Source organism: Rhizobium sp. 01T444 (assembly GCF_056398305.1).
Genome location: NZ_JBFTPD010000021.1, coordinates 1 through 20,772, shown reverse-complemented (window position 1 = coordinate 20,772; position 20,772 = coordinate 1). Strand labels below are relative to the sequence as shown.

Below are 20,772 nucleotides of genomic sequence, written 5' to 3'. Positions count from 1 at the left end.
GCTCAGAGCCTCCGGCCTTCTTCATCGAAGACGAATACGCCTCGGCTGTCGATCGCCCACTTCACCTCGTCGCCGACGGTGATGTCATTGCGGACCGGCTGAATGGACCGCAGCAGCGAGCCGCCGGCAAGCTGCACGTCGTAAAGGTTCTCGCGGCCCTGCGTTTCGGCAAAGGTGACCTTGCCGGGAACGGCGATGTCGCCGGCCGGATTGAAATGTTCGGGGCGCACGCCGAGCGTCAGCTTGGTGCCCTCGGCGGCCTGGACCGATACCGGCACGCGGATCTCGCTTTCCGGCATGGCGAAAGCGCCATCCTTCATCACGCCACGCAGGAAGGTGATCGGCGGATTGCCAAGGAAGCCGGCGACGAAGGCAGTGCGCGGGTCGCTATACATCTCGGCCGGCGTCGCGATCTGCACGATCTCGCCTTCCTTCATGATGGCAATGCGGTCGCACATACTCATCGCTTCCACCTGATCATGGGTGACTAGGATGGCGGTGATGCCCGTCTCGCGCTGGATGCGGCGAATTTCCGAACGCATTTCGAGGCGAAGCTTGGCATCGAGATTGGCAAGCGGCTCGTCGAGCAGCAGGACGTCCGGCTTGCGGATCAGCGCACGGGCAAGGGCTACGCGCTGCTGCTGGCCGCCGGAAAGCTGGGCTGGCCGGCGCTCCATCAGATTGCCGATCTGCACGAGGCCGGAAATGCGCTCGACCTCCTTGCGGATATCGGCCGCATTGACGCCCTTCACCTTCAGCGGAAAGCCGATGTTCTCTGCAACCGTCATATGCGGATAGAGCGCATAGGACTGAAAGACGACGCCGACATTGCGCATCTGGCTCGGCAGGTCGGTGACGTCCCGGTCGCCAAAGAGAATACGGCCGCCGGTCGGGCGATGGATGCCGCAGATGGCAAACAGCGTTGTGGACTTGCCGCAGCCCGAGGGCCCGAGAAGCGCCAGCATCTCGCCGCTGCCGACTTCGAGATTCATGTTCTCGATGACCTTGGTGGAGCCGAAGCTCTTCGAAAAATTGTCGAGGAGGATACGCATCAGCCTTTGCTCCCGCCGCCATAGATGTTCATGAGATATTTGTGGAAGAGTGCGTAGGCGATCAGAACCGGGATGACGTAGAAGAGGCCTACCGCCTTGAACATGTTGAAATCATAATTGTTATCGTCGGCGAGGAAGCCGGCGAGATAGACCGAGAGCACTTGCACCTGATTGCCGGGCGCCAGCACCTGCGGCAGGATGAATTCGCCCCAGCCGGACAGGAACGAGAAGAGGCCGAGCGCCATGATGCCCGGACCGACCTGCGGCAGAACGAGGCTACGCCAGACCCGGAACCGCGAAGCGCCATCGACGACGCCAGCCATCTCTATTTCCCAGGGCACCGTGTCGTAGAAGCCCTTCATCAACCAGATGCCGAGCGGCAGATCAATCGCCGCCTTGACCAGGATGACGCCGATCAGGGAATTGTAGAGGCCGATCATCTGCAGCACGATGAAGATGGCGATGATCAGCGTTACCGACGGGAAGGCGTGGAGCACCATGACACCGGCAAGGAAGAAGCCGCGCGCAGGTACATTGAGCCGCGAGAGCACATAGCCTGCCATCGACGAGACGATGACGACCACGCTCGTCGTGGAGCTGGCGAAAAGCAGCGTATTGAGCGTCACGATCCAGATGTTCGGCTTGCCTTCGGTCGTCTGCCACAGGAAGCGCCAGTGCTGGAGGGTGAAGCTGGAGGGTATGAGCGAGCCGGCCTCTTTCACCGTTACCGTGTCGATGAAGAAATAGGCGTACATCAAAAGCAGCGGCAGGCTGACGACGGCGAGCATGGCGATGACCGGCCAACTGCTGAAATTCGCGGAGGGTTGCGCTTTTTCGGCCATGGATCAGTCCTCGATCAGCGGCTTGGAGACAAGTGTGCCGTAGTTGAAGATGCGCAGGTAGATCAGAGACAATGTCACCCCGATAACCACAAGCACGAGGGCCATGGCGGCGCCGAGACCGTATTCCAGGTTGCCGGCGTAGTTGTTGAGCGCCGTATGGTAGGCGGCGAGCGCCCAGATTTCGGTCGCCCTGCCGGGTCCGCCGTTCGTCGAAAGCAGGATTTCGTTGAAGGAGGCGAGCAGCGAGAGCGTCTGGTAGCAGGTGACGAAGAGGATCGGCCAGCGCATCTGCGGCAAGATGATGTAGCGGATCTGCTGCCAGCGCGACGCGCCGTCAACCTCGCTCGCATAGAACTGGCTCTTCGGAATAGCCTTCATTGCCGACGAGAAAACCAGCATGCCCATGGAGGCGCCGATGAAGCCATTGATCATGACAACGAAGACCCAGGCATTATAGGCATTGTCGAGTAGGTAATTCTTCGGCGGATAACCGAAATTGCCCATCAGCGTGGAAATGAAGCCGGTATCCCAGGCAAGCCATTTCCAGAGCATGACATAGATGACGACGGGCGTGATGCGCGGCAGTAGCCAGACACCCCGGAAAAAGGAAGCCGGTGCCGCCGGCATGTAATGCGTCCAGATGGCAAGCAGCAGCGCATAGCCGACATTAAAAATGACCAGCACCAGCGCGACGTAGAGCACTGTATTCAGCAGCACGCGGGCCATATCCGGCGAGGAGGCCATGCGCGAGAAATTGTCAGATGTCCACACCCAACCGGTATAGGCGGCCTTGGCGACCTGTTCCTTCTGGTCGGGCGTCAGCTTGAAGCCGAGCGTATCGAGGGCGGAGAAAAGCTCGTCCTTGCTGTCGAATCGGGCATTGACGACCGAGCGGTTGAACTGGTCGGAAATTTGTTTGACCTCGCGCGTCGAGGGGCGCTCGTTCAGGTCCTTGATCATGCGCTCGATTTCGCGGCGTGATGGGAAGACCTCGTTCATATGCTTATCGCGCAGTTCCGAGACGATGGCTGACGAGAGGCTCAGGTCTTCGACGGCCTTGAGGCCAGCTTCGTCGATCGTGTAGCGCGGCTCGCCCAGCTGATCGGCGATATCGGGCATGGTCGATTTGAGCGTGATCAGCGAATTCGGCGCGACCTGGTAGACGCCGCCGGAAATGCCGGTCGCCGTCGTCATGTTCGTCATCGAGAAGACGGCGGTCAGAACGACCGGTAGCAGGAAGAACAGAAGGATCATGATCGCCGCAGGTGCGATCATCACCAGCCCAAGCGTTCTGGACGATTTCATGGAAGTCCCCTCATGGACGACGCTCCGGAAGGCGGCGTTGCGGCCGCCTTCCGGCAGAGTGCGCCGATCTTAGCGGATGACGATCTTGTCGCCGAGCGTGCTCTTCAGCTCGCTCTCGGCATCATTGACGGCGGCGTCGACAGTCTTGGCGCCGGTCCAGGATGCTTCAAGGTTCTTCCACATGATGTTCCAGTAGGTGCCGAAATCGGAATTGTTCGGCATCGCGTTGGCGTGGGGCAGCAGTCGCTCCGTCGCCTCGCGGGCCCAGCGATTGGCGGCGTAGAAATCAACGGCTGATTCGGACTTGGAGACACCGAGATGCGCCGACTTGATAGCGTGCAGCGCATTGGTGCGCGGCTCCGAAGCGATCGTGATCAGCTGGGCTGCGATCTGCGTGTCCTCGTCGCTATGACCCGATGTCAGCAGGTAAACGAGAGGGTGCGTCAGCGTGTTGGCCTTGCCGCCTTCGCCAGCCGGAATCAGCGTGAAGGCGATGTTGCCGAAGAAGTCTTTCAGGCCTTCCTGGTTGACCATGCGGGCATAGTGCCAGGTGCCGGCGTCCCAGATGCCGGCCTTGCCGCTGGAGACTTCCTTCCACCACTGGTCGCCCGGCATGCCGATGTGGTTCTTCTTGGTGACGCCGGAAGCAACGGCATCAGCAAAGAACTGGTACGTGCGCTTCATCGCAGCCTTGTCGAAAACGAGCTTGCCGTTTTCTTCCATGACGCCGCCGAATGAGGTGTAAAACTGCCAGTAATCAGGACCGTTGCTGGTGCGCGGATAGAAGCCGTAGCCGGGCTGTACGAGGCCCTTGTCCTGCATCTTCTTGGCGTCTTCGAGCAAGTTCTTCATCGTGTACTTGCCGTCCTGGACGTTCTGCGGCAGCGCGTCGAGGTCAGCATCGCTGTAGCCGATCGCCTTCATGTGCGGCTTCCAGAACAGCATCGGGCGGGATTCTGCATCCTGCGGGATGCCGTAGACCGAGCCATTGTAGGAGGCGATCTGCATCAGGTTTTCGTAGATGTCGTTGAGCGGCCAGGAGTCGAGGTCGACATAATCCTCCACAGGAACGATGAGGCCGGCCTGCGACCAGGGAGCGATGTCTTCATGGCCGCTGACGACGATATTCGGAGCCTTCTTGGCTTCGGCGGCAAGCGTCAGCGCCTGCTTGAAATCATCCCAACCGGAGTAAGGGGTCTTTTCAACAATGATCTTCAGATCTTCGCCCTTCAAAGCAGCTTCGCGCTGAAGCTGCTGAGCGGCGATCTCAATGGCATCGAGGCGATAAACGTCGTTCGGGCCGGTACCACCAGCCCAGACGCTGATGTGAACATCCTTGGCAAGCGCAAATGCAGAGGTCGAGGCCAGGATTGCGGCCGCAATGGTAAGGGATTTCAGTGTCGGCAAAATGGTCATCTTCTTCGTCTCCCTAGAAGAGCAGTGTGAGGCCTCTTGACGGGTCATCACTGGTGTTGATGGCCGTTCCGATAGCCCCACGAAAACGTGGCGTATCCCGCTCTAGGGGGCGAACGTAACGGCCGAATGACAAAATTGAGCACGTGTGCAAAATTATTATGACGATGTTCTCGACGTGGTCAATCGCTGATGGAAACGCCAGTTCAGCTGCCGGTGGAAATTGATATCAAAGGACGCAACGACGCCGGTCATCGACCGCGACACGGACCCTGCGTCCATATTCAAGCTCTTGCCTACCTTTTCTCAATCGGCTAGTAATCTCGCCGGAGCTGTTCAACAACGGAGGCGTGCAATGACAGATATTTCTTCGTCCCACGCCTCTTTGGCATAGCCTTCGAAGCTCCCAACCCTTGCCCCTATTCGGGGTCTTTCAAGCTTCACCATCCAAAGATGGCACCCGTTTCGCACGCAGCGCCTGGCAGCGATAACGACTGCGCCTGATCTTGCTGCGCACATTCAGCTTGAAGGAAGGGCGGTCCAGAATTCTGGCCGCATTTGATCATGAACAATCAACACGCCGGCGAGAGCCTGGCGACATCCGTGAGCGAGCTCTGCTCGCGCTTCAGCTTTAGAGAAATTCTCGTCGCAACCATCATTGCCCGGTGGAGACGTCGTCGCGTCGTGAACAGCGTCGAAGCTTTCCCACCATGGCTGCGCCGTGATCTTGCTCTGTTCGATGAGTAAGTCCCACACTTTGCAAACCTTACCAGCGATCAGCTGGCGGGTGATCCTCTTTCAGATCATCCCGCCAGCTTGCGGCCGGCAATCCGGGTGGCCTTTCGAAGCACCCGAAATCGTCTCTGTAAACCAAGCGATTGAATTTTCTGAAATTGAGATATTAAGTTGAACGCATGAATCCCCATGCCGCTTCGCGGTCCCTTGTCGGCTGTTCATCCAGAAGTATCCATCCCATGAGCCTCGAATCCGTTCGCACCTTCTTCGCCGCCAACGCCCCCGACATTGCCATCATCGAAACCGCCGGCAGCTCTTCGACAGTCACCCTCGCCGCAGAAGCGCATGGCGTCGAGCCGGCGCAGATCGCCAAGACGATCTGCCTGCGCGTCGGTGATCGCATCATGCTGATCGTGGCGAGCGGCATGGCGCGTCTTGATAACAGGAAGTTCAAGGACACCTTCGGCGGCAAGGGGCGCATGCTCGACGCGGAGGAAGTGCTGGCGGTGACGAGCCACCCAGTCGGTGGCGTCTGCCCCTTCGGCCTGCCGGCACCCTTGCCGATCTATTGCGACATGTCGCTGAAGCAGTTCGATGAGGTCGTTCCGGCCGCCGGCTCGACCAATTCCGCGGTGCGCATCCCCACCGAAAGACTGGCGGAAATCACCCGGGCCGAATGGGTCGACGTCTGCCAGTAGCGGCGCATAACTTCACAGCGCAGAAAGAATACCTATATTAGGTACCGACATGCCATTCAGCGCATGATAGGAGATGAACGAATGCCCACTGCCGTTTCGCGTTTTGCCAGGATCGCGGCGATTGCCGTTCTTGCGAGCGCTACCGTCTTTGCTTCGATCGGTGATGCCGATGCGCGCCGCGCCGGTGGATTCGGCGGATTCGGAAGCCGCGGCACGCGTACCTTCAGCGCGCCTCCGGTCACGCAGACTGCTCCTGCCCCGGTTGCGCCCATTGAGCGCTCGATGACGCCGCGCCCGCAGACAACTACGCCCTATAACACACAACAACCCGGCTACGCCCAGCAGCGCCCCGGCTTCTTTGGCGGCTTCGGCCGTTCGATGATCGGCGGCCTGATTGCTGGCGGTCTGCTCGGTATGCTGCTCGGCCACGGTTTCGGCGGCGGCTTCGGTTTCCTCGGCATGCTCCTGCAGATCGCGCTGATCTTCGGAGCGATCACCCTTGCCATGCGCTTCTTCGCCAATCGCCGCCAGCCGTCCTACAGCGCAGGCGGCCAGAGCTATGGCGGACCGCAGTCCTATGGCATGTCGCCGGCCAATGGCGGTTCGTCCTTCCATATTCCGGCAATCGGTTCGGGCTCCAGCGGCCAACAGCAGCACAACGCACGGCCGAGCGATGAGATCGGCCTTGCCCAGGCCGACCTCGATCAGTTCGAGGAATTGCTGACCAAGATTCAGACCGCTTATGGCGCGGAGGATTACGGTGCGCTGCGCCGCCTGACGACGCCGGAAGCCATGTCCTACCTTGCTGAAGAACTCGGCGAGAACGCGACCAACGGCGTCCGCAACCAGGTTACCGACGTCAAGCTGCTACAGGGCGATATCGCCGAAGCCTGGCGCGACGACGGGCTGGAATATGCGACGCTTGCGATGCGCTACTCCTCGATCGACGCCATGGTCGAGCGTAACAGCGGTCGCCTCGTCTCGGGCGACGACCGCCGCCCGAGCGAAAGCACTGAGGTCTGGACCTTCGTGCGCAAGTCCGGCGCCGACTGGAAGCTTGCCGCCATCCAGGGCACCGGCCAGCGCGCTGCTTAATTAACCGAAACGGGTTTGGAGCGCATGCGGGACACCGTTTCGCGCTCCGCCCGCTTGCAGCGCATCGGCGGCAGGCCGCGGTCCATCAGATCCATATCCTCAAGCACCATGTCGCCCATCCTCTTGAAGGCGATATCGAGTGCACCGGCCCGATGGGCCGAGCGGATGAAGCCCTTGAGGTTCCGCACCGGATGGTCTGACGGCAACGGCTCCTGCGGATAGACATCGCTTGCCGCAACGATGTGGCCTGACGCGACGGCGGCCATCAGCGCGTCGAAATCCACGACATCGGCGCGACTGAGCAGGATGAAGGCGGCACCCTTGCGCATGCTGGCAAACGCATCCGCACCAAGGAAGCCCCTGTTCTCGCTGGTGACCGATGCTACGACGAAAACGAAATCACTCTGTGTCAGCACTTCGTTCAGGCTCGCGGGCTGGACGCCATTTTCCTCCAGGATCGAGCGTGGCATCCAGGGATCGAAAACCCTGATCCTGGCGCGAAAGCCCGACAGAACCCGCCGCAGCGCCTTGCCGAGATCGCCGAAACCGACAATGCCGATCTCGGAACCGGATATTAGCCGGGCGCTTGTATTGCCCTCACCGCCCCAGAGTTCATTGCCTTCCCGGAAAGCCACATCGGCATCGACGATGCCGCGGGCGAGGCTGAGCGCAAAGCCAAGACCGATCTCCGCCACCGGCTCGGCAAAGACCTGTCCTGTCGTCACCACATGAATGCCGCGCTGGAAGAGGATCTCGTAGGGCATGTTGTTGAGGAGATTACTCTCGACATTGAGGATCGAGCGGAGCTGCGGCATACGACCAAGCGTTTCCGCAGAAAGCGGTGGCTGGCCGATGATGTAGCGCGCCTTGCCGATGACATCATCGTCGAGGCCAGCGATGTTTTCGGGATCGGCCTCGACGATCTCATATTTGGCGTTGAGTTCGGCGCGCGCCTTATCGCTGAAGATCAGGTCGAGCGTACGCGGCTCCGGCGCGCTGATCGCCAGCGGCCTTTCGGTATTCGTCATGGGGTCCTCCTCGAGACGCGGCGGCACACCTCCGCAAGATGATTGATAATCCGGTTGAGCGCCCCTTGTGAAGCCGCCCTTCAAAAAGGCAATTGCCTATGATATAAGCAATTGAAATTCCTATTTATTTTCATGCTTTTCGTTGACGATAAAATCTCGCTGGACTAGCTTGGCGACGCGACTTGAAACCGTGCCTGAGGGGTCGGCGGCCGCAGGATCTAAAAGCTCGGAGGGAATTCCACAATGAAATCAATCTTCAAGAGCGGCGTCCTTACGCTCGCCACCGCAGCGCTCCCGGCAGTCGCCTATGCCCATACCGGCGTCGGTGAGACGGCCGGCCTTGTCCATGGTTTCAGCCATCCTATCTCCGGCCTCGATCACATCCTTGCCATGGTCATGGTCGGCGTTCTCGCCTTCCAGCTTGGCGGCCGCGCTCTCTGGGCCGTGCCCGCGACCTTCGTGCTCGTCATGGCCTTCGGTGGCGCGCTCGGCATTGCCGGTATCAATGTGCCTTTCGTCGAGACCGGCATTGCGCTTTCCGTCATCGTGCTCGGCGCTGTCGTCGCGCTGAACATCCGTGCCTCGACAGCAGTCGCGATGGCGATTGTCGGCCTGTTTGCAATCTTCCACGGCCACGCGCATGGCGTCGAGATGCCTGAAAATGCCGGCGGCGCTGCCTATGCCGTAGGTTTCATGATCGCAACCGCTCTGCTGCATGCAGTCGGGCTCGGCATCGGCTTCCTCATCGCCCGCTTCGGCGAGCGTCAGGGCGCCTTTGTCGTGCGTTCCGCAGGCGGCCTTGCGGCAGTTGCCGGCGTCGGCATCCTGACCGGCCTGATCTGAGGCTCACGCCTCTCCGATAAATTTATATGGCATTTGGCGCCCGGCAGACACTTGTCTGTCGGGCGTTTTATATTTGCGCGATTTGACTCAAGTCAATTTCAGGCGCGCGACGCCGGTCTATGAAGAAACAGACCACCGAAGCATGTATCCAAATTGACGCAGGTCAAGCTGGGCAATTGCGGCATAAACGCGAAAGTCTGTATAGTGATTTCAGAAATTTCTGAAATAACAGATATAACGGAAACGACAATGAACCTTCCGCCTCTCGTTCAGTCCTTTGTCCTGCACTTCGGTGAAATGGGTTCCCGCTGGGGCATCAATCGCACGGTCGGCCAGATCTATGCCCTACTCTACGTCTCGCCTTCGCCGCTTTGCGCCGAGGAGATCGTCGATGCGCTCGGCATATCGCGCTCGAACGTCTCCATGAGCCTTCGCGAATTGCAGGCCTGGAACCTAGTGATTCTGCGCCACAAGCCGGATGACCGGCGCGACTTCTTCACCACACCCGACGATGTCTGGCTGATTCTCAGAACGCTTGCCGAAGAGCGCAAGAAGCGCGAGGTCGATCCCACATTATCTGTGCTGCGCGAGATCCTCATGCAGCGCCCGGCGAGCGAGGCCGAACGCCATGCGCAGGAGCGTATGAGCGAGATGCACACGCTGATCGAACAGCTGACGCATTGGTATGAAGACGTAAAACAACTTGAAACAGAAAGGCTTGCGACGTTACTCTCACTAGGTGCGAAAGTGACCAAATTGCTGGAGGCCAAGGACAGAGTCGTTTCGCTTGGCCGCCGCCGTCCCAATCCTGCGAACAAGAGTTAGCGCCATGGGTAGTGCTTTCTTCGACGCGAGAAACCAGCAAGTGTCCGGGATACCGGATCGTAAGGCCGCGGCACGCAAGCCGTCCAAGACCAAAAGCCGCCTACGCGGCGCAGCGATGCTGCAAGCGTTTGCGGCTGCCCTCTGGATTCCCCAGGCAGGCCTGCTCGCCTGGTCCGTCGGCCGGCTCGCCGATGGTGGAAGCCCTGCCGATATCCTCTGGCCGGCACTCTTCATCCTGTTGCTCGGCGTCGTCAAAAGCTGTCTCGATGCGGCCGGCGGCCGCCTTGCTTTTCGTGCGGCACGCGCTGAACTCAGCGAAAAACGCGCCACTGCCATCCGCCTGCTTGCCCGTCTTTCGCCTGTTGATGCCGGGCGCCCTGCGTCGGGTGAGGCCGCCAGCGTTCTCGGCGAACAAGCTGAGCTGATCGTGCCCTATCTCTCTCGTTTCCAGCCGGCGCGGATGAAGGCAAGCCTTGTGCCGCTCATCATCCTTAGCTGCATCTTTCCGATCTCCTGGATCGCCGCGCTCGTGCTGCTGTTTGCGGCGCCGCTCATTCCGATCTTCATGGCGCTGATTGGTTGGCGCGCGCAGACTGCGAGCGAAAAGCAACTCGTCGCAACGGGCGGCCTCAACGCTTTCCTGCTCGACCGGCTGCGCGGTCTTGCGACGATCCGCTCTCTGAACGCGGTCGATGCCACAGCGCGCAGGCTTCGCGCGGAAGCAGAATCGCTTCGCACGCGCACCATGACAGTGCTGAAGATCGCTTTCCTGTCTTCGGCTGTGCTCGAACTCTTTTCGGCACTCGGGGTCGCGATGACCGCCGTCTATGTCGGCTTCAGCCTGCTCGGCGAAATCCGCTTTGGCGCCTGGTCGGGCGGCCTTGACCTTTCGCAAGGCCTGTTCGTCCTGCTGCTGGCACCGGCCTTTTTCGAGCCGCTGCGTGAACTCTCCGCCGTCTGGCATGACCGTGCCTCGGGCGAGGCCGCGCTGAAGGCGCTGGATGGGCTCGCTGCCGAAGGCATGACGCTTCCCGATCGCGAAGAGGCGGGAGCCTTTGCCGCGAACGAGGCCCTCAATATCAACCTGGAAAATATCAGCTTTCGCTATCAGCCGGATCATGCGCCGGTCCTTGATGGCTTCAGTCTCGATATTGCCGCCGGCGAACACGTAGCGCTGCTTGGCGCCAGCGGTACCGGCAAATCAACACTGTTGTCGCTGATCGCCGGTCTGGCGCCCTGCAATGAGGGTCAGGTTCTGATTGGCGGCACAGCGACAGATCGCGGCAAAATGGCCTGGATCGGCCAGAAGCCGCATATTTTCGCAGGCACCGTTGCCGGCAATATTGCGCTGGGACGGCCCGGCATCGCCAAGGCAGAAGTCTCCAAGGCGCTCGATCTCGCAAGGCTTGGCGGTGTCGCGAATGCCTATGGACATCGCCCGCTCGGTGAAAGCGGCATCGGTCTTTCTGGCGGCGAGGCGCTGCGCCTTGCGATCGCGCGGGCTGCCTGCGACCCCGATATCCGCATCATCCTCGCTGACGAGCCGACCGCGCATCTCGATGCCGAGACGGCTGCCGAGATCACCGAGAGCCTGCTTGCTCTTGCGGAGGGCCACACGCTGATCGTGGCAACGCACGACCCGCTGCTGGCCGCACGCATGCACCACGCCATCCGCCTTGATACGGAGCGTCTTCAGGAGGCTGCCGAATGACCAACTTCCTTAGAGATATCAGGCCGGTCCTGCGCCTGTTCATGCAGACGCGTCGCAAGGAACTCCTGCTCGGCGCCGCACTGTCGGCGGCGACCGTTACGGCTGGTATCGCCCTGCTCGGCCTATCCGGTTGGTTCATTACCGCAACCGCGCTTGCAGGTCTCTCGGTAACCGTTGCCGCGACCTTTGACGTCTTTGCGCCATCGGCCAGCATCCGTTTCCTTGCCATCCTGCGCACGGCTGCACGCTATGGCGAAAGACTGACGACCCACAACGCGACGCTCGCCGTGCTCGCCGCCCTTCGCGAGCGCCTGTTTCGCGGCTGGGCCTCTGCCGGTGCGGCGCGCGCCCTTCTCAACCGTCCGGCCCGGCTGCTCTTCCGGCTGACCGCCGATATCGATGCGTTGGATTCGCTCTATCTTCGCATCCTGGTGCCGGCAGCCGTAGCAGTCGGCACGGCACTTGTTGCCAGCGTGACACTCGGCCTGATGCATCCGCTGTTCGGCCTGCTCTTCGGATCTTGCCTCGTTCTGGTGGGGCTTGGTCTGCCACTCGCCGCCGGCCGGCTGGCACTGAAGCACGCTCGCCGCCGCGCCTACGGCATCGAAACCATCCGGTCGCGGACCATCGATCTCGTCGCTGGGCAGACCGATCTTCTCATGGCAAACCGCCTTGCCGCACAGCAGCAGGCAATCGCCGCCGCGGACGCCTATACCGCAAAGGCCGACGACCGCCTGAACAGAATCGAGACCGGCGTGAGTTTCGGTTTCGGGCTCGTCTCGACCGCCCTTCTGGTCGGGGCATTGCTCACATCAGCGACGCTRATGCAGACGGGCAGGATCACCGCACCCGTTGCGGCACTCGGCGTGCTCGTCGCCTTTGCCGCAACAGAACCCTTTGCCGCATTGCGCCGCGGCGCGATGGAATTCGGCAGGACCATGCTAGCGGCGAAGCGGATCGCGCCACGCCTTTCGGCCATTCAAGCGGATTTCACGCCCAAGGCTCCGGCCCATGAGCTTGCCTTCGCGCTGCAGAATGTGGCCGTCGCCCATGATGGAGCGGCTCTGCCGGCCTTGCGGGACGTAACGCTCGAACTTCGCCGCGGCGAGCACATGGCCTTGGTCGGCAGCAGCGGCGCCGGCAAATCGACCCTGCTGTCGCTACTATCAGGCGAACTGCCGCCAAGTGCCGGCATGGCCGTAGCGCTCGACGCAACGCTGCTCACCCAGCGCACCGAGCTTTTCCAGGACACGCTGCGCGGCAACCTGCTGCTCGCGGCGCCCGATGTTGAAGATGACCGACTGCGAGACGCGCTCAGAGCCGCAGGCCTGCTTGCCGATGTCGATGCGCTGCCATCAGGCCTCGATACCCCGCTCGGCGAAGGCGGCATGGGGCTTTCCGGCGGCCAGTCGCGCCGGCTGGCGCTCGCCCGCCTCTTCCTGCGCGACACGCCGCTCTGGCTGCTCGACGAGCCGACCGAGGGGCTCGACGGCCGCACCGCCCGCGATGTGCTGCATCGCCTCGCGCTGAGAGCGGAAGGCCGCGCGCTTGTCATTGCCACACATATTCGCCGCGAAGCGGCGCTTGCAGACTTGATCGCCGTCATCGAGGACGGCCGCATCTCAGAAGTTTCGCGCCGTGGAGAGGCGGCGTTCGAAAAGGCGCTCGACCGGCTTCGGCCGGATTGAGCGAACAGGCATGCTCCGCACGGCCAGCCGGCATGCGGAAACTTCTTGATACCCCGTGGGACCGTGGGAGTAAGACAATGGAACTAGACATCGTAGCGCTATCGCGCTTCCAATTTGCGCTGACTGCGCTTTATCACTTTCTGTTCGTGCCCTTGACGCTCGGCCTTTCCGTGCTGCTTGCCATCATGGAGACGACCTATGTCATGACCGGCCGCCAGATCTGGCGGCAGATGACGAAATTCTGGGGCACGCTCTTCGGCATCAATTTCGTGCTGGGCGTCGCAACCGGTATCGTCATGGAATTCCAGTTCGGCATGAACTGGAGCTATTACAGCTATTATGTCGGCGACATCTTCGGTGCGCCACTTGCAATCGAGGGCCTGATGGCCTTCTTCCTCGAAGCGACCTTTGTGGGCCTTTTCTTCTTCGGTTGGGACAAGCTGTCCAAGGTCGGCCATCTGGTCGCCACCTGGGCAGTGGCGCTCGGCTCAAATTTCTCCGCGCTCTGGATCCTCATCGCCAATGGCTGGATGCAGAACCCGGTCGGTTCCGCGCTCAATCCCCAGACGATGCGCATGGAGATCGTCAGCTTCTTCGACGTGGTCTTCAACCCTGTCGCCCAGGCGAAATTCGTCCACACGGTTTCAGCCGGCTACGTCTGCGCCTCGATCTTCGTGCTCGGCGTTTCGGCCTGGTACATGCTGAAGGGCCGGCATATCGAGCTTGCCAAGCGCTCGATGACGGTSGCCGCMTCCTTCGGCCTCGCKKCGGCGCTSTCGGTGGTCGTTCTCGGTGACGAAAGCGGCTATCTCGCCACCGAAAACCAGAAGATGAAACTCGCTGCGATCGAAGCCATGTGGAAGACGGAGCCGGCTCCGGCCGCCTTCACCGCCTTCGGCTTCCCGGACCAGGAAGCACGCGAGACACATTTCGCCGTCCATATCCCCTGGGTCATGGGCCTGATCGGCACGCGCTCGCTGACGACGGAAATTCCCGGTATCGACAAGCTGGAACAGCAGGCCGAGATCCGTATCCGTGACGGCATCAAGGCCTACGATGCGCTGATGCAGATCCGTTCCGCCCCGGCCCAGGATCAGGTCGCCCAGGAAGTCCGGAGCTCCTTCGAAGATCTGGGCCACGACCTTGGCTATGGCTTGCTCCTGAAGCGCTATGTCGACGATCCGCGTCAGGCGACCGACGAACAGATTGCCCAGGCGGCACGCGATACCATCCCGCATGTGCCGACGCTCTTCTGGTCGTTCCGCATCATGGTCGGCCTCGGCATGTTCTTCATCGTTCTGACGGCAACCTTCTTCTGGCTGTCGGCCCGCCGACATCTGGACAAATATCCGCTGTTGCTGCGCATCGCGGTCTTTGCCATCCCTCTGCCCTGGATCGCTATCGAAGCCGGATGGGTGGTTGCCGAAATCGGCCGTCAGCCCTGGGTGATCGAAGGCGTGCTGCCGACGGCGGTTGCCGTCTCCAATCACGGCGCCTGGGCAGTGCTGCTCACCATCATCGGGTTTGCCGCACTCTACACGACCCTGATCATCATCGAGATGAGCCTGATGCTCAGGGCGATCCGCCAGGGCCCGGAACCGGACCACGAACCGGAAGCCAAGCTCATTTCCGAAACCCTCGTTCCCGCGGAGTGACCTGTCATGATCCTTCATGAACTCATCGATTATGGAACCCTGCGCCTCATCTGGTGGGTGCTGCTCGGCGTGCTGCTAATCGCCTTCGCCGTCACCGACGGCTTCGACCTCGGCGTCGGGACGCTCCTGCCCTTCGTCGCCAAGACCGATGCGGAACGCCGTGTCGCCATCAACACGATCGGCGCCACCTGGGAAGGCAATCAGGTCTGGCTCATCCTCGCAGGCGGCGCGATCTTCGCCGCCTGGCCGCCGCTCTAYGCGGTCTCCTTCTCGGGCTTCTACCTGGCGATGTTTGCGATCCTCTTCGCGCTCATCCTGCGTCCGGTCGGCTTCAAGTATCGCTCCAAGCGCGACAGCGCGCGCTGGCGAAACGGCTGGGACTGGGCGCTCTTCATCGGCGGTTTCGTGCCGTCGCTGATCTTCGGCGTTGCCGTCGGCAACGTGTTGCAAGGCATTCCCTTCCGCTTCGCGGACGATATGCGGATCTTCTACGAGGGCTCGTTCTTCGCGCTTCTGAACCCCTATGCCCTTCTCTGCGGCCTGCTTTCCGTCGCCATGCTGGTAATGCATGGCAGCGCATGGCTGGTGCTGAAGGCAACAGGGCCGGTTGCCGATCGCGCCCGGCGCTTCGGCAGCATCGCAGCGCTTGTGGTCATCGTGCTCTTTGCGCTCGGCGGCCTATGGCTCTGGGCCGGTGTCAGCGGTTATCGCATCACCAGCGATATCAGTCCGGTCGGCCCGTCGAACCCGCTTCTGAAGACGGTGGCGCTGGAAAGCGGTGCATGGCTTGCCAATTACGTCACCCATCCCTGGATGATCGCCGCTCCGGTACTCGGCTTCCTGGGTGCGGCGGCCGCCTTCCTTGCCATGCGAGCACGGCTGGAAGTCATGACCCTGCTCTTCAGCGACCTCTCGATAACAGGCATCATCTCGACGGTCGGTCTGTCGATGTTCCCCTTCATCCTGCCCTCTTCGCTCGATCCGAGGTCGAGCCTGACGGTCTGGGATGCGTCGTCGAGCCACCAGACGCTCTTCATCATGCTGGTGGTTACGGTCATCTTCCTGCCGATAATCTTTGCCTACACCGCCTGGGTCTACAAGGTGCTGTGGGGCAAGGTCGACGAGAAGAGCATCACCGACAAAAACAGCCACGCTTACTGAGGAGACGAAACGATGTGGTATTTCGCATGGATACTCGGCCTGCCGCTGGCAGCCGCCTTCGCCGTCCTCAACGCCATATGGTACGAGCTGGTGGATGACGAAGCCAAGAAAAAGGCATCGGGCGAACGCCGATAAAGAATTGAAGGGCGCGGCCCAAACCGCGCCCTTTTTCTTTCAGCTCATCGCCGCACAGCTGTCAGCCAAGCCGGTTCTGCGACCGCTCCGCAAGCTCGACAATGATGCCATCGGGATCGCGGACAAAGGCGATCCTGTTCAGCATCTCCGAATGGACGGCAAAGCGCGGCCGTTCCTTGATTTCGACGCCTGCCGCTTCCAGCTGCGCGAAGGTTTCTTCGACATTCTCGAAATGGAAGGTGATGTGCTTGACGCCTGCCGTTCCTTCGGGAAGATCGACCGCGCGAGCGGCCCCGCCAGGCGGGGCGAAAACTTCCAGCATGCCGCCGCCAGCGTCGAGGAAGGCAACCTGCATGCCATCAGGCATCTGCTTGCGCAGCTGCAACTTTAGCCCGAGCAGACCGCAATAGAACTCGATGGCACGATCCATATTGCTGACGGTCATACCGATATGTTCGAATGATTTCAGCATCTTCACTACCTCAGACGCCAGCCGCAACGCGCCGATCTTCTTCCGGCAGCCAGGAACGATAGAGYGGATGATCGGCCGTGATCGGCATCGGCGTCGGCTGGCCGGTACGCTGCGAATAATAGGCGGCTGTTACGAGCTCCAGCGAATTGCGCGCGTCCTGCAGGGTGACTGGCGGATCGTTGCTCTCCATAAGGGCCTGATGGAACAGCTCGAACTGCCGTGTATAACCGTCTTCCTTGGCTTCGTAGCCGGCAAGCGCTGCGTCGATGCGGGCCTGATGTTCCTCGGTCCCAGCGATGAAGGTCCAGGGATCGCGACCCATCGTGTAGGGTTCCAGAATGCTTTCGGCGACGAGATCGCTGAAGCAGAAGCGCAGTCTGGAGATCTCCTTGCGTGAGCCGAGCGTCATGGAGAGCGTGGCGAGGGAGCCGTTCTGCATCTTCACCGATAGCGCGGCGGTATCTTCCACCTCGATCGGATTGACCAGCGTCGCGCCATAGGAAAACACCTCGGCGCATGGGCCGTGTACATAGTTCAGCATGTCATGGGCATGGATCGCATGGCCGAGCAGGCCGCCGCCGAGTTCCGTCGCCCACTTGCCGCGCCACGGCACGGCATAATAGTCCGGCCCGCGCCACCAATGCGTTTCGATGGTGGTGAGGAACGGCTTGCCGGCCAGGCCGCGCTCGATCAACAGCTTCAGCTTCTGCAGGCCGCTGCCGTAACGATACTGGAAGATCGGCATCAGCTTGCGGCCGTTCGAACGCGCCAGGATGCGCGCCATCTCGTCCACTTCGGCGATGGAACCGAAGAGCGGCTTTTCGCATATCACGTGCTTGCCGCTTTCGATTGCCTTTTTGCAAAGCTCGAAATGTGAGCTCGGCGGCGTGGCGATATCGATGATATCGAGATCGTCGCGTGTGAAGAGCGAATCCGTATCCTGGGTATATTCAGGAATTTTGTGCTCCTCACAGAGCGGCTGGYCGCGATCCGCGTCGAGAGAGCAGAGAACGGGAACCTCGAAAAGATCGCGGTTCCAGCCGAAGCCTGTCAGATGCCGTTCTGCAATGCCCGCGCCGATGACGCCCACGCGCAGTTTCCGTGTCATGATGTTTTCCTCAGCGGGTGCCGATGCGGGCGGCCTTGGTCTGTGCTTCGATTGAAAGGCGGCAGACCTCATAAACGTGGTTCTGCGTCATCGCCGTTTCGGTGCGGTCGCTTACATCGGCGGCAAAGGCATCAAAATAGTCGAGCTTCTCGCCGCTGCAATCGATATGCGTCATCTCCTTGCCGTTGACGAGGAAGAGATGATCCTTGCCGGGCCGGCCGGCGATATCGATATATTTGCGCAGCTCGATATAACCTTCGGTGCCGAGAATGGTCAGGCGTCCGTCGCCCCAGGTGGGCAGCGCCTCCGGCGTGAACCAGTCGACGCGGACATAACCGCTTGCCTTGTCGGAACGCAGCAGCACTTCGCCGAAATCCTGGAAATCAGGTTTTTCCGGCATGCCGAAATTACCAACGGAGCTTGCGACCACCTCACCCGTCGTCGAGCCGGTGTAGAACAGGAACTGATCAACCTGATGCGAAGCGATATCGACGATGATGCCGCCGAAGGCTTCCGGATCGAAGAACCAGTCCGGCCGTGTCGGCAGCTGCAAGCGGTGCGGCCCCATGCCGAGCGTCTGGATGACCTTGCCGATCGCCCCTTCCTTCACCAGCTTGCCGGCCTTGACGGCGGAGCGCACGCAATGGCGCTCGGAAAAGCAGATGGAGAAGATCTTGCCGGTCTCGGCAACAGTACGTTTGACCTCTTCCAGCTGGGCAAAGGTCGTGACACCCGGCTTGTCGGTCATCACATCCTTGCCAGCCTTCATGGCGCGGATGGCAAGGCCAGCGCGGTCGCGCGGAATGGCGGCAATGCAGATGACGTCGATCGAGGGATCGGCGAAGATCTTCTCGCGATCGATCTGAGGCGCATCCGGATAGGTCTTCTCGAACATTTCGCGGATTGCAGGCACAGTCGTTTGCGGGCAATAGCCGACGAATTCGGCACCCGCGGCCAGCAGTCCCTTCACATGATCGAACGTGTGCCCATGGTCGATCCCGACGACGGCAAATCTCAGCATCGCAGTATTTCCTCCCGCGAAATTTCCGGAATCGGCAGCCGCCGACCCTTCTCCATAGTGCAAAACAGACAGCGAAAGAGAGGCCCTGTCAAGGCAAGATCAGCGGCAAAACTCTTTTGCCGCATTGGTAAATATATGAAATAGAACGGTTATTTTGTATCTAAATAGTTATAAGTTATGATGAAATGCCGCTTGGGTGCTCCATTGCGTCGCGGGCGCAAGCCGCCGATGCGAACCGCTTTTCGCCCGCTGAGACTTGCTCTTGCCCGATGAATATGCTCGATTTTCGCAAGCCGTCGGGTAGGAGGACGGCAGCTATCCCTTTCTGCAGGAGCGCTCCCCGCTCCGCCCTGTGACGGAAGATCACCATGTCCCATTCTCCCCTCGATGCGACCGCTTCGGGCGGCCTGTTTGTCGGCCGCGCCTGGAATCCTAATGTTGTCGGACCGAGCGTCGTGACGCTTCGCGACGGCGCACTTGTCGATATCACCTCCCCCGAAGCGCCGACGCTGAGCGCGCTGCTGGAACGAGCCGATGCCGCAGAGTTCGTCCGGGCCGCCGCCGGTAAAACGCTCGGCACGCTGGAAGCGATCGCCGCCAACAGCACCGGCAAGCCGGATGCGAGCAAGGCTTATCTTCTGGCGCCGGCCGACCTGCAGGCGATCAAGGCCTGCGGCGTAACATTCGCACAGTCGATGATCGAACGCGTCATCGAGGAGAAGGCGGCCGGTAACCCGGATCGCGCCGCCTCGATCCGCGAGCGCGTCAGCACGCTGATCGGCGGCAGCCTGACCAACATCAAGGCCGGCTCGCCCGAAGCTGCCAAGGTGAAGCAGGCGCTGATCGAGGAAGGCATCTGGTCGCAATATCTCGAAGTCGGCATCGGCCCGGATGCCGAAGTCTTCACCAAGTCTCCGGTGCTCTCTTCCGTCGGCTGGGGTTCCGACGTCGGTCTTCATCCGATCTCGACCTGGAACAATCCGGAGCCGGAAATCGTGCTGGCGGTCAATAGCCGCGGCGAGATAAAGGGTGCGACACTCGGCAATGACGTGAACCTGCGTGACGTCGAAGGCCGCTCCGCGCTGCTGCTCGGCAAGGCGAAAGATAACAACGCCTCTTGCTCGATCGGACCTTTCATTCGACTGTTTGACGCGAGCTACAGTCTCGACGACGTGCGCAAGGCCGAGCTCGACCTAAAGGTCACCGGCCAAGACGGTTTCGTGCTGCACGGCAAGAGCTCCATGTCACAGATCAGCCGCGACCCGACCGATCTCGTCAAGCAGACGGTTGGTGCTCACCATCAGTACCCCGACGGATTCCTGCTGTTCCTCGGCACCCTCTTTGCGCCGACGCAGGACCGCGATGCGAAGAACCAGGGCTTCACCCACAAGATCGGCGACGTCGTGGAAATCTCGTCCGCCGGTCTCGGCGCGCTGGTCAATACCGTCAGGCTTTCGACGGAATGCCCGCCCTGGACCTTCGGCATCTCCACGCTGATGAGCAACCTCGCAAAGCGCGGATTGCTCTGAGCTACTGGTTTCGCCTGATCCCCTGCAGGAGGTCGAGAACGGAATTCGCGGCCTCAAGCACATTGGTACCCGGACCGAACACGGCGGCAACGCCGTGTTCGTGCAGGAATTCATAATCCTGCCGGGGAATGACGCCGCCGCAGACAACGATGATATCGCCGCCGCCCTGCTCCTTCAGCCGGTCGATAAGCTGCGGCAGCAGCGTCCGGTGACCGGCCGCCAGCGACGAGACACCGATGACATTGACCTTCTCGCCGAGCGCCATGCCGGCCGCCTCCTCCGGCGTCTGGAACAGCGGGCCGGCCAGAACATCGAAACCGACATCGCCGAAGGCCGAGGCAATGACCTTGGCGCCGCGGTCATGTCCGTCCTGGCCGAGCTTGGCGACCATGATCTTAGGCTTTCTACCCATCGCCTCGGTCACTTCCGCCATACGCACCTTGAGCACGTCAAGCT

General features: G+C 61.0%; 20 protein-coding genes. 11 read left to right on the top strand and 9 right to left on the bottom strand.

Annotated elements, in window-relative coordinates; genetic code table 11:
• Positions 1–2 precede the first annotated feature (2 nt).
• The 4 genes from AC1DTN_RS24845 to AC1DTN_RS24830 all read right to left on the bottom strand — a co-directional run bounded on the left by AC1DTN_RS24845 (position 3) and on the right by AC1DTN_RS24830 (position 4,615).
• Positions 3–1,052: an ABC transporter ATP-binding protein gene (locus AC1DTN_RS24845; RefSeq protein WP_439018179.1), complete on the bottom strand. Its 1,050-nt coding sequence runs from the start codon at positions 1,050–1,052 to the stop codon at positions 3–5.
• On the bottom strand, positions 1,052–1,894 hold the full coding sequence (locus AC1DTN_RS24840; protein ID WP_439018180.1) for a carbohydrate ABC transporter permease: 843 nt from the start codon (positions 1,892–1,894) through the stop codon (positions 1,052–1,054). The genes AC1DTN_RS24845 and AC1DTN_RS24840 overlap by 1 nt, the downstream gene beginning before the upstream one ends.
• A 3-nt stretch (positions 1,895–1,897) precedes the next feature.
• Complete coding sequence (locus tag AC1DTN_RS24835; RefSeq protein ID WP_439018181.1) at positions 1,898–3,199, bottom strand: ABC transporter permease subunit; 1,302 nt, start codon at positions 3,197–3,199, stop codon at positions 1,898–1,900.
• A gap of 69 nt (positions 3,200–3,268) precedes the next feature.
• Positions 3,269–4,615, bottom strand: coding sequence for an extracellular solute-binding protein (locus AC1DTN_RS24830; protein WP_439018182.1), 1,347 nt, complete (start codon positions 4,613–4,615; stop codon positions 3,269–3,271).
• A 561-nt stretch (positions 4,616–5,176) separates the two neighbouring features.
• Between AC1DTN_RS24830 and AC1DTN_RS24825 the strand changes: the two genes are divergently transcribed.
• The 3 genes from AC1DTN_RS24825 (at position 5,177) to AC1DTN_RS24815 (ending at position 7,140) form a co-directional block, all read left to right on the top strand.
• Positions 5,177–5,359: a hypothetical protein gene (locus tag AC1DTN_RS24825; RefSeq protein WP_113319595.1), complete on the top strand. Its 183-nt coding sequence runs from the start codon at positions 5,177–5,179 to the stop codon at positions 5,357–5,359.
• Between the two features lie 227 nt (positions 5,360–5,586).
• The gene (locus AC1DTN_RS24820; RefSeq protein WP_439018183.1) at positions 5,587–6,045 is read left to right on the top strand and encodes a YbaK/EbsC family protein; all 459 of its coding nucleotides are present in this window, start codon (positions 5,587–5,589) and stop codon (positions 6,043–6,045) included.
• Between the two features lie 81 nt (positions 6,046–6,126).
• Positions 6,127–7,140 carry a Tim44 domain-containing protein gene (locus AC1DTN_RS24815; protein ID WP_113319597.1) on the top strand — a complete coding sequence of 338 codons (1,014 nt, stop codon included), beginning with the start codon at positions 6,127–6,129 and terminating at the stop codon, positions 7,138–7,140.
• Here AC1DTN_RS24815 and AC1DTN_RS24810 read toward each other — a convergent pair.
• Positions 7,137–8,168 carry a hydroxyacid dehydrogenase gene (locus tag AC1DTN_RS24810; RefSeq protein ID WP_439018185.1) on the bottom strand — a complete coding sequence of 344 codons (1,032 nt, stop codon included), beginning with the start codon at positions 8,166–8,168 and terminating at the stop codon, positions 7,137–7,139. The genes AC1DTN_RS24815 and AC1DTN_RS24810 overlap by 4 nt on opposite strands.
• A 243-nt stretch (positions 8,169–8,411) precedes the next feature.
• Here AC1DTN_RS24810 and AC1DTN_RS24805 point away from each other — a divergent pair, with 243 nt between their 5' ends.
• From AC1DTN_RS24805 to cydX, 7 genes are all read left to right on the top strand, one after another.
• Positions 8,412–9,011 carry a HupE/UreJ family protein gene (locus tag AC1DTN_RS24805; RefSeq protein ID WP_113319599.1) on the top strand — a complete coding sequence of 200 codons (600 nt, stop codon included), beginning with the start codon at positions 8,412–8,414 and terminating at the stop codon, positions 9,009–9,011.
• A 249-nt stretch (positions 9,012–9,260) separates the two neighbouring features.
• Positions 9,261–9,836 (top strand): GbsR/MarR family transcriptional regulator, encoded by a 576-nt coding sequence (locus AC1DTN_RS24800; RefSeq protein ID WP_037098473.1) that lies wholly within the window; start codon positions 9,261–9,263, stop codon positions 9,834–9,836.
• A gap of 4 nt (positions 9,837–9,840) precedes the next feature.
• Positions 9,841–11,547 carry a thiol reductant ABC exporter subunit CydD gene (cydD, locus tag AC1DTN_RS24795; protein WP_477923024.1) on the top strand — a complete coding sequence of 569 codons (1,707 nt, stop codon included), beginning with the start codon at positions 9,841–9,843 and terminating at the stop codon, positions 11,545–11,547.
• A complete protein-coding gene (locus AC1DTN_RS24790) occupies positions 11,544–13,235 on the top strand; it encodes an amino acid ABC transporter ATP-binding/permease protein (protein WP_477923022.1) in 1,692 nt (563 codons plus the stop codon). Before cydD ends, AC1DTN_RS24790 begins: the two co-directional genes overlap by 4 nt.
• Before the next feature lie 77 nt (positions 13,236–13,312).
• Entirely contained in the window at positions 13,313–14,890 is a 1,578-nt protein-coding gene (locus tag AC1DTN_RS24785) for a cytochrome ubiquinol oxidase subunit I (RefSeq protein ID WP_477923020.1), read from the top strand.
• A 6-nt stretch (positions 14,891–14,896) separates the two neighbouring features.
• Complete coding sequence (gene cydB / locus AC1DTN_RS24780) at positions 14,897–16,051, top strand: cytochrome d ubiquinol oxidase subunit II (RefSeq protein WP_113319603.1); 1,155 nt, start codon at positions 14,897–14,899, stop codon at positions 16,049–16,051.
• A 12-nt stretch (positions 16,052–16,063) separates the two neighbouring features.
• Positions 16,064–16,186, top strand: a complete 123-nt coding sequence (cydX, locus tag AC1DTN_RS24775) for a cytochrome bd-I oxidase subunit CydX (protein WP_007815879.1) — start codon at positions 16,064–16,066, stop codon at positions 16,184–16,186.
• Positions 16,187–16,247: 61 nt separating this feature from the next.
• Here cydX and AC1DTN_RS24770 read toward each other — a convergent pair whose 3' ends face one another.
• Genes AC1DTN_RS24770 through AC1DTN_RS24760 form a run of 3 tightly spaced genes read right to left on the bottom strand, consistent with a single transcriptional unit; the run spans position 16,248 to position 18,787 of the window.
• Positions 16,248–16,658, bottom strand: coding sequence for a VOC family protein (locus tag AC1DTN_RS24770; protein ID WP_113319651.1), 411 nt, complete (start codon positions 16,656–16,658; stop codon positions 16,248–16,250).
• Between the two features lie 10 nt (positions 16,659–16,668).
• Complete coding sequence (locus tag AC1DTN_RS24765; protein ID WP_477923018.1) at positions 16,669–17,766, bottom strand: Gfo/Idh/MocA family protein; 1,098 nt, start codon at positions 17,764–17,766, stop codon at positions 16,669–16,671.
• Between the two features lie 10 nt (positions 17,767–17,776).
• Positions 17,777–18,787: a Gfo/Idh/MocA family protein gene (locus tag AC1DTN_RS24760; protein WP_113319605.1), complete on the bottom strand. Its 1,011-nt coding sequence runs from the start codon at positions 18,785–18,787 to the stop codon at positions 17,777–17,779.
• 368 nt (positions 18,788–19,155) lie between these two features.
• Here AC1DTN_RS24760 and AC1DTN_RS24755 point away from each other — a divergent pair, with 368 nt between their 5' ends.
• Complete coding sequence (locus AC1DTN_RS24755; protein WP_439018188.1) at positions 19,156–20,316, top strand: fumarylacetoacetate hydrolase family protein; 1,161 nt, start codon at positions 19,156–19,158, stop codon at positions 20,314–20,316.
• A gap of 1 nt (position 20,317) precedes the next feature.
• Here AC1DTN_RS24755 and AC1DTN_RS24750 read toward each other — a convergent pair.
• Positions 20,318–20,772: cobalamin-dependent protein (locus AC1DTN_RS24750; protein WP_477923015.1), on the bottom strand; the 455-nt coding region annotated here is incomplete at its 5' end.